7 protein-coding genes are annotated in these 8,166 nt (G+C 35.9%); 4 read left to right on the top strand and 3 right to left on the bottom strand.

Annotated elements, in window-relative coordinates; translation table 11 throughout:
• Positions 1-696: 696 nt before the first annotated feature.
• Positions 697-1,758: a DUF4386 domain-containing protein gene (locus R3333_RS10260; RefSeq protein ID WP_318958702.1), complete on the bottom strand. Its 1,062-nt coding sequence runs from the start codon at positions 1,756-1,758 to the stop codon at positions 697-699.
• A 313-nt stretch (positions 1,759-2,071) separates the two neighbouring features.
• On the opposite strand from R3333_RS10260, the gene R3333_RS10255 reads away from it, so the two are divergent.
• Entirely contained in the window at positions 2,072-2,524 is a 453-nt protein-coding gene (locus R3333_RS10255) for a tRNA (cytidine(34)-2'-O)-methyltransferase (protein ID WP_318958703.1), read from the top strand.
• A gap of 4 nt (positions 2,525-2,528) precedes the next feature.
• Here R3333_RS10255 and R3333_RS10250 read toward each other — a convergent pair whose 3' ends face one another.
• Both R3333_RS10250 and dnaA read right to left on the bottom strand, forming a co-directional pair.
• Positions 2,529-3,407, bottom strand: coding sequence for a transglutaminase-like domain-containing protein (locus R3333_RS10250; protein WP_318958701.1), 879 nt, complete (start codon positions 3,405-3,407; stop codon positions 2,529-2,531).
• A 133-nt stretch (positions 3,408-3,540) separates the two neighbouring features.
• Positions 3,541-4,971 carry a chromosomal replication initiator protein DnaA gene (gene dnaA / locus R3333_RS10245; protein ID WP_318958700.1) on the bottom strand — a complete coding sequence of 477 codons (1,431 nt, stop codon included), beginning with the start codon at positions 4,969-4,971 and terminating at the stop codon, positions 3,541-3,543.
• 375 nt (positions 4,972-5,346) lie between these two features.
• Here dnaA and R3333_RS10240 point away from each other — a divergent pair, with 375 nt between their 5' ends.
• The 3 genes from R3333_RS10240 to R3333_RS10230 form a co-directional block, all read left to right on the top strand.
• Positions 5,347-5,778 carry a thioesterase family protein gene (locus tag R3333_RS10240; RefSeq protein WP_318958699.1) on the top strand — a complete coding sequence of 144 codons (432 nt, stop codon included), beginning with the start codon at positions 5,347-5,349 and terminating at the stop codon, positions 5,776-5,778.
• The gene (locus R3333_RS10235; protein ID WP_318958698.1) at positions 5,768-6,748 is read left to right on the top strand and encodes a formimidoylglutamase; all 981 of its coding nucleotides are present in this window, start codon (positions 5,768-5,770) and stop codon (positions 6,746-6,748) included. The genes R3333_RS10240 and R3333_RS10235 overlap by 11 nt, the downstream gene beginning before the upstream one ends.
• 20 nt (positions 6,749-6,768) lie before the next feature.
• The coding region (locus R3333_RS10230; RefSeq protein ID WP_318958697.1) for a hypothetical protein at positions 6,769-8,166 on the top strand (1,398 nt) is incomplete at its 3' end.

The following is an 8,166-nucleotide window of genomic DNA, read 5'->3' as shown; positions in this document are numbered from 1 at the left end:
GAAGATTAGTTATGGTTTTATGACTTGCAGTATACTTGATACCCCAGTAACCAACCAAAATCGTGGCAATTACACCCAGTATCATATATATTAAATTTATATCCATATTCTTTTTTTAATTACAGACAACATACGTATAACCGTAATGTTGTTTATTTATCATATCTCTTAATTGCGTTTATTCACCTTATAGTGTGGGATAAACCACAGTTTTTAAGGCTTGCCTTGTAAAGATGAAACGTTTTGGAATGCTCCTAGGTGGTTTCATAATGGAGAGGCTGGTTAAAACTAATAAATTAATATAAAAGGTAGAGGGCTTGTGGATAAAAAGGATATAGTGTTCAATTCTTTTTAGGGACGATTAGCAAAGCTTTTAAATTCAAAAAATGTTGTTTTCGTGTTTTAAATGAAATTATTTATGACTTTCGAGCACATACAAAACCCCTTGACTCGATGCTGGGAGGTCGCTCATCTCGACTCCGCTCGATAACCTCTGGGGGGGATTCAAAGGTTCAAGGATTCAAGAATTCAAATAGGTCTTGGTGTTTGTTATTTTGGAAAACTTAAGTTCTGACATTATGTTTCGGTATTTTAATACCTTGGTTGAGCTCTTTACAGCGCTATAATCGATAACCTTGGAAAGTTCACAATTCAAAATCTATATTCCTTTGTGGAGCCAGAGGACAAATCTCCAATCTACCTACCTCCTTTAAACAACATCCAAACTGCATAACCGAGTTCGCCTAAGATCATGAATACGATGAACAGACTTTCTATGGTTGTGCTTATGATGAGTTGCTGAGGGAATAGGAAGTAAGTGGCATATTGGAGTACATAACCCAAACCGCCGAGGAAGAGAGCGATAGATAATGCTATCGTTAACCACTTTTTCTCGGTGTCAGCTTTATACAAAAAGGCCAATACCATGAGGTGGATTCCAAAAACGATGAGTCCTACATTCCAAAGGGTGAAAAAGTTGGTGAGAGATTGATGTGCAACAAGTGCCGTACCCGCGCTATAACTTTTGAATAGTTGAAGAATGGCTACACCCAAGAGGATAGAATAAATAAGACGTAAGATACCAGAGGTTTTGGCTTTTTGCTTATCGTCTTCTTTGTAGTATTTCCACACTCCCCATGCCACCAAAAGATCGAGCAAGAAAATACCTATCCATCCGAAAAGGGCTCCTAAAAAGCTGGACTTGTTTGCACCTATTTGCGTAAAAGTAGTAAGAGGTGAGGTGGTAGATAACACCTTGTTTAAAATAGGTACTGAAAGTCCAGCTAATAGGGCCATAAACAAAAGCGCTAAACCAATGGTAATTGCTAGTTTTCTGGAGCTTATCTTTTGATCTTTGGTAGTAAGAGTAGGAGCGAAATTCTTTTTACGCAGTTTTTGGGTGCGTTGAACATCTTTGGTTACTTCCTGTTTTATTGATGCAGAACTGTCTTTTACTTTCCTTGTTTGAGCTTTTGGAGGAGTAGACCTGGATAGCTGTGCTTTTGCAGATGTATTCTCATTGCTTTTTGTGGCGGTAAGCTTAGAAGGTGTATTGAGCTGAATTGTTTTTAGACTATCTATCGTAGCGCTACTTGGGAGTAGCGATGCTTGAGGTTTATGGATGTTTTTAGGTGTAATCCTCTTGTGTTTAAAAGGATGACTAATATGATACCCTGGTCTGTGAACACGCTTGTGTATAGTGCAAGCGCCGAAAAGAAGCGTAAACGTGAGTAGGGGTAAAAGACATGTGATTTTCATAATTCTAACCTTTGATAGGTCAAAATTAAGGCGCTCACTGTAGAGAGTTCTTGACTTAAGTTAAGATATTAAGGGGGGAGAAAACAAAAATGCTCAACCCATACGAATTAAGCATCCTTGTTTATGATTAGTTAGCGTGTATATAATAACGTAAGTTCTTCTGAAATAGTTGTTTGAAGCGTTGATTTTACTAAAATTAAATAATGATATGGTTTGAAGATAGGGTTGGATTACCGCTTTGTGAACAGTAAGTTTTACAAGATTCATGAAGGGATTTAACGGACAACGCTTATCTTCGCCGCAAAGCAAAATTATGGCCTTAAATATTGTACTTTTTGAACCGGAGATCCCTAACAATACAGGTAATATTGGAAGACTCGCTTTAGGAACGGGATGTAATTTACATTTGGTTAAACCCTATGGTTTTGAAATTTCTGATAAAAAGCTCAAACGTGCAGGGTTGGATTATTGGCCGCATATCAACTTAACAGAATATGATTCTGTTGAGGATTTTTTTGCGCAGCATGGTCATGCAAAATTTGCTTTTTTCAGCAGTAAAGGAGAGCGATCATTTTGGGAAATACCTTATGAGGATGATTTATTTCTTGTTTTTGGTAAAGAATCAAAAGGTTTGGATGATTGGATCACTGAAAAGTATGCTAAAGATACCTATCAAATACCGATGTTCTCGGATAAAATAAGAAGTTTCAATATCGCCAACGCAGTGGCAATTGCCGTTTACGAGGGGATAAGAAACTTAAAGTAAGGCTTTAAGAGAATAAATTTTTTAGTTCAGTTAATTCTTCTACTTTGTCAGAATTTCCTTGTTGTTGATACCCAACAATTAGGTTGGTGAGCATGCGCTTAATGATGGTAGTATTCGGACAAGGTTCGAAATATTCTCGCTTCTCATCAATTTTTAATTTCTTTAAGAAGTCTTTAATTTCTTTACGGTTAAACGCTGCACCACGGCTAAATACATTGATGTAGAACAAAACGCCTGAGTTATCATCTTCCTCATTGAGGTTTAAGTAATTCTTGTTTTTGTCAACATACGCCAAAACGAAATGATTGGGCAGGTTTACTCCGTATATCGGTAAATCTAGAGATTGGGCGATAATGCTGTAAAGTATACTCAAGCTCAAAGGGTTCCCTCTACGCGTTTCTAATACTACATTGAGGTAGGAGTTTAACGGAGAATGGTAGTTTTTGGTGTTTCCTTGAAAACCATGAATCCTGTAGAAAACTTCATTAAAGGATTTGATTTGTTCAAAGATGGTTTGTTGCGTGTTGATTTCTAACCAGATGTCTTTACGAATATTAAGTATATCGTTTTTTAAGCTATCTAATTCTAAATCTGGAAATTGATATTTGGCAATGATATAGGCTCCTTCCAAAAGGTTTTTCTCATCGCTGGCCAACCACTGCTTTAAGTTATCCTTGGTCGCTAAAAATTGTATATCGTGAATAATTTCCTCAATACGCGTTTGGAAGAGAAGACCATAATCGTCTTCTTCCCATGATGATTCCAGTAGGGGAATAGCATCGGTACCAAGATTCAATATTTCTTTGCGCACTTGAGAAAAGACAGCGTCGTCGGGATCATCTATCAATTTGATCAATGCACTTATGGAAGAGTAATTAGACATATACATTACAAAGGTAGGTGGAGAATGAGCTCTTTCGAAAGGTGTGTAATCGTTTTTATGAAAAGGGTAATGTTAATTACAAAAAAAATGTCTCTCCAAGGAGGAGAGACATTCAATGTTATGGTTGTGATTCTTATTGAATCGATAACTTCTTTTCTAGATCATCTAAGTAGCTTTTGAACTGCTTGTCTGTTTCAGAAAGGTTGTTTACTGTTCTACATGCGTGTAATACAGTAGCGTGGTCTTTTCCTCCGCAGTGTGCTCCAATATTTGCCAAAGATGATTTTGTCATCTTCTTAGAGAAGAACATTGCAATCTGACGTGCTTGTACCACTTCTCTTTTTCTTGTTTTAGATTTCAACAACTCTATAGGTAAGTCGAAGTAATCACAAACAACTTTTTGTATGTATTCGATAGAAACCTCACGTGCAGTATTTTTCACGAACTTGTCTATCATCTGTTTGGCTAACTCTAAAGTAATCGCCTTTTTATTTAATGATGCTTGTGCCAATAAAGAAGTCAATGCACCTTCCATTTCTCTAATGTTGGTGTTGATGCTGTAAGCAAGGTATTCTACAACCTCTCTAGGAAGGTCTATACCGTTACCGTACATTTTATTTTCTAAGATGGCAATTCTTGTTTCTAAATCTGGTGCTTGTAAGTCTGCCGACAATCCCCATTTAAAACGAGAGAGTAGACGTTGCTCCATTCCTTGCATTTCAACCGGTGCCTTATCAGATGTTAAAATGATTTGCTTTCCGTTTTGGTGCAAGTGGTTAAAGATGTGGAAGAATACATCTTGCGTTTTCTCTTTTCCACTAAAGAACTGAACATCGTCAATGATTAATACATCCATCATTTGATAGAAGTGAATAAAATCATTGGTTGTTTGATTCTTAATCGCATCAATAAATTGGTGTGCAAACTTTTCAGAACTTACATAAAGAACTGTTTTGTTTGGGAATTGGTTTTTGATACCTATACCAATAGAATGTGCTAAGTGTGTTTTACCAAGACCAACACCACCATAAATTAATAAAGGGTTAAATGCAGTACCACCTGGTTTTTTAGCTACAGCATAACCTGCAGATCTAGCCAAACGGTTGCAGTCTCCTTCTACGAAATTTTCAAACGAGTAAGAAGGGTTTAAGTTTGAGTCTACATTCACCTTCTTTAATCCAGGAATAATAAATGGATTTTTAATTTGCTTCTCGCTCGCATTTAAAGGCATCGTAACCGGTGAGTTGTGCAAGGAACTTTTATTCGATGCAGGCAACTTTACAGTATAAGGTGTAGAATTGGTTTGGTTTTTCTCCATAATAATAGAGTATTCCAATCTTCCGTTAGGACCTAATTCTTTTTTAATGACTTTCTTTAGTAGCGAGATGTAGTGCTCTTCTAACCACTCATAAAAGAAGTGAGAAGGAACCTGAATCGTCAATACACTGTCTTCTAATTTAATAGGAGAAATGGGAGAGAACCATGTTTTAAAAGCTTGAATCGAAATGTTGTCTTTGATTACTTTTAGACAGGCTTCCCATTTTTCTTCGTGTAATGCACTCATTGATGTAGACTTTATTAATTTATTGTGTTAAAAACTTTTTCTAGTTATTAATACGCTGTAAACAACGTAGTTAACTTTTAGAGTTACGAGCGGAACAAATATTTACAGAAAAAAGTTAAAAAAAAAGTAAAATCACTCTTGATTTTATAGTTTTTTTTACAGTAAAATTTCGTTTGAACTTCTGAGAAATTAAAAGAGAATAATGTTTGATTTGTCAATATTTATTCTATTTTAAAAAATACTTCAAAAGTGCTGTAACCTAGTGGTATCAATAGTTTCGACAACTATTTACTGGTAAAGTTGATGGAAAGTTACAAAAATTGAAACATATTTTTTCTTTTTTTACATCTTTGTTTTTTACCAAATTAGAACAGAGTGAATTACGATTTTGAACATAGTACAAGTTTACGAGTTAGATATGGGGAAACTGATCAAATGGGATACTGCTATTATGGAAATTATGCGCAGTATTTTGAAGTGGGTAGGGTAGAAACCTTACGTGCCATAGGTATGTCGTACAAACGCATGGAAGAGGAGCATGTCATGTTACCGGTGAGTGAATACAATGTTAAATATATTCGTCCGGCTTTATATGATGATAAATTAACTATTATTACAAAAATTGCACGCGTAGAAGGTTCTAGAATCTACTTTAATTATGCGATTCAAAATGAAGAAGGGAAAGTGCTGAGTAAGGCGAGTACCACTTTGGTTTTTGTGAATAAAGTAAATATGCGCCCTATTCAACCTCCTGCGGCATTTTTAGAAGCAATTGCTCCGTATCAAGAAAAAGAAGATGAAAAGTAGAGAAGAGAATTTTTTATATACCCCATATTCCTCAGAAGACCTTTTGAACAGAGTCAATCTCCGAGAAGGTGAAAAACGTTTGGGAGAGAATATTGTAAGTGAGGAGAAAAAGAGGTTTGTTATTATAGGTGTAGAAGAATCTGTAGGTCCTGTGGCTAATTTAGGCAACCCTGGTGCTGAAGGCGGATTTGAACCCTTTGTATCTACCTTTTTAAATATACAAGCCAATCGTTTCTTATTAGGTAAAGGTGTAACCATAGCTGGTCGAATTTCAGCGCTTAACCGTTTTTCTGATTTAAAGAAGAACAGAGTTTTGGTAGAAGAGTTGGATGATTTTGTATTGGATGTTCTAAATAAGTACGTTGCAGCAGATCAAATTCCTATTCTTATTGGTGGTGGACATAACAACGCTTTTCCTTTAATGAAGTTTGCTGCTCAGCGTCTAAAGAAAGGAATTAATGTAGTGAACCTAGATCCACATGCAGATTATAGAAAGCAGGAAGGGAGACATAGTGGAAATGCATTCAGTTATGCCTTTCAGCAAGGGTTCTTGGAGAAGTATCATGTGATTGGATTACATGAAAATTATAACTCAGAAGAAATGTTGACGCGTTTAGAAAAAGACGGACATTATTTCACCATTTTCGAAGATTACCTAGCAGGGCAAGCAAACATTAATGAAGACTTTGTTAATGTGTGTAAAGACAACATGAAAACACCCCTTGGCGTGGAGTTAGATATGGATTCAATAATTGATATGCCTTCTAGTGCGCGAACCCCAAGTGGTATGACCTTAGAAAGAGCTCGAATTTATTTGAAAACAGTTTCTAATGTCGAAAATGTTGCGTATCTTCATTTACCCGAGGCAGCCCCTTCTACAACCCAAGAAAATGTCGTGGTAGGTAAATCTTTAAGTTACCTGGTAAGCGATTTTATTAAGACAGTAAATAAAAGAGAATTTATTAAATAATCTCCTAAAGGTTTAAAACAATGAAAGGAAAAATAACGCTAAAAGATGTATTCAAAGGCATCCTTGATTTTTTTCCTTTTCACTTGTTGATAGCTCATTTAAAATACAACATCGTTGCGGTATTGTATTGGGTATTTTTGTTTTTGATACTTTTTGGTGTAATAGGAGAGAGCTTTGGAATGGCTTATCTCTTTTATGGCCCAGAATATCTTGGTAAAACTTCTTGGCTAAGCTTTTTATTTCTTGGTTTTAGTATAGGTGGTTTTACTATGGCGTTTCATACCTATAGTTATATACGTATGGGGCCACACTTTCCCTTTATAGCTACACTGCAAAGACCTTTCTTTAAGTTTTGTGTAAACAATAGTATACTTCCTTTTCTGTTTTTTGTAACGCTGGGTTATAAGATTGCGGTGTTTCAAAGTCAAGAGGAATTTTTAGATAGCTGGGATATCAGCCTGTACATCTTATCGGTGTTTGGCGGCTCTCTTATATTTGTTTTACTTTCCTTTTTGTATTTCTTTCCGACCAATAAAGATTTCTTCAAAATGGAGAAGAAACGCAATGCTATAGGTCCGGAAGAACCCAAAAATGCGAATATCAAATCATCTTTGCACAGAAACTTGTCTTGGGATAAAGAGTTTAAACAGGTAGATGATAAGCTCTATGTTTATGTGGGTAAAAATTTTGGATTTAAACGATCGAGAGGAGTACAGCATTATGACTATAGTGTAATACAAAATGTTTTTAGTCAAAACCACATTAATGCCTCTATTTTTGAGATCACCATCATTCTATCCTTCTTTATATTGGGACTTCTAAGAAATCAAGAAGTTTTCGTTTTTCCAGCAGCTTCGAGTATACTGCTTTTACTGACTATAGTGTTGATGTTAATCAGTGCTTTTTTTAGTTGGTTTAAACTGTGGACCTATCCTATAATTATTGTTCTGTTCGTGTCTATGAACTTCTTGAGTCAACATACAGACTACATGCAGTTTAAAAATTACGCGTATGGATTAAGCTATAAAGAAAGATCGCTTTATAATGATACAGTCCTTTTACGCCTTCAGGAAGATTATCAACAGAACCTTCAAGATGAAAAGGTATACCTAAACATTTTGGAGAATTGGAAGGCAAAGGCGGGTGAAAAGCCCAAATTAATTATCGTAAATACAAGCGGTGGTGGATTGAGAAGTGCCTTGTGGACCTTTAGGGTGATGCAACATTTGGATAGTGTATCTAAAGGTAACTTTTCTAATTCGGTCCAAATGGTAACAGGAGCTTCAGGAGGAATGGTGGGTGCTTCCTATTATAGAGAAATGTATTTGCAGAATTACGATACGCTCCTTCACCAAAGTATGGTGTCTTCTTTTTACGCCAATAACATTGCAAAGGATTTACTCAATGGTATAGGGGTT

Origin of the sequence: Lishizhenia sp., from assembly GCF_033720595.1 — a bacterium.
GTDB lineage: Bacteria > Bacteroidota > Bacteroidia > Flavobacteriales_D > Crocinitomicaceae > Lishizhenia.
The sequence above is the reverse complement of the archived record's forward strand: the minus strand, read 5'-3'. Positions and strand labels throughout refer to the sequence as shown.

Coding starts and splice junctions, on each gene's coding strand:
- R3333_RS10260 (WP_318958702.1), bottom strand. CDS start 1,758: ATGAAAATCACATGTCTTTTACCCCTACTCACGTTTACGCTTCTTTTC.
- R3333_RS10255 (WP_318958703.1), top strand. CDS start 2,072: ATGGCCTTAAATATTGTACTTTTTGAACCGGAGATCCCTAACAATACA.
- R3333_RS10250 (WP_318958701.1), bottom strand. CDS start 3,407: ATGTCTAATTACTCTTCCATAAGTGCATTGATCAAATTGATAGATGAT.
- dnaA (WP_318958700.1), bottom strand. CDS start 4,971: ATGAGTGCATTACACGAAGAAAAATGGGAAGCCTGTCTAAAAGTAATC.
- R3333_RS10235 (WP_318958698.1), top strand. CDS start 5,768: ATGAAAAGTAGAGAAGAGAATTTTTTATATACCCCATATTCCTCAGAA.